We start from the raw sequence: 793 nt of genomic DNA on the forward strand, positions 1-793 counted from the left end.
GGCCCGGACAATCGCCGCGGCCGCGACGAGTTCGTCTCCGTGAGCTGGGAGAAGGCCCTCGATCTGCTCGGCGATGAGCTCTGCCGCATCCGCGACACGCGCGGCCCCAGCGCCGTGTTCGGCGGCTCTTATGGTTGGTCGAGCGCCGGCCGCTTTCATCACGCCCAGAGCCAGGTGCATCGCTTCCTCAACATCGCGATGGGCGGCTATGTCCGCTCGGTGAACACTTACTCGTCGGGCGCGTCCTCGGTGCTGCTGCCGCAGATTCTGGCGGGCTATGAGGATATCACCAAGCGCAACGTCACCTGGGAGCAGATTGCTCAAACCACCGACATCGTGCTGGCCTTCGGCGGCATGGCGTTGAAGAACTCCATGGTGGCCGGCGGCTCGATCAGCAAGCATGTCGAGCGCGGCGCCATGGCGGCGGCGCGCAAGCGCGGCTGTGAGTTCGTCCTGGTCAGCCCGCTGCGTGACGATCTGCCGGTGGAAGCCGGCGCCGAATGGATGAGCTGCGTGCCCGGCACCGACACCGCCTTGATGCTCGGCCTCGTCCACACGCTGGTGAGCGAAGGTCTGCACGACCAGCCCTTCCTCGATCGCTACACCGAAGGCTGGCCCACCTTCCTGCGCTATCTCATGGGCGAAAGCGATGGCCAGCCCAAACATGCCGAATGGGCCGCGGCCATCTCAGGCGTCGATGCCGAGACGATCCGAAAGCTGGCGCGCCGCGCCGCCGGCAAGCGCGCGCTGATCACCGTCTCGCATTCGCTGCAGCGCGCCGAGCATGGCGAGC

The 793-nt window shown here is 67.0% G+C and carries 1 protein-coding gene; it reads left to right on the top strand.

Going from position 1 to position 793, the window contains the following annotated elements; translation table 11 throughout:
- The coding region (locus MOV75_RS40260) for a molybdopterin-dependent oxidoreductase (RefSeq protein WP_247008401.1) at window positions 1-793 on the top strand (793 nt) is incomplete at both ends.

The organism is Bradyrhizobium sp. PRIMUS42, from assembly GCF_023006515.1.
GTDB lineage: Bacteria > Pseudomonadota > Alphaproteobacteria > Rhizobiales > Xanthobacteraceae > Bradyrhizobium.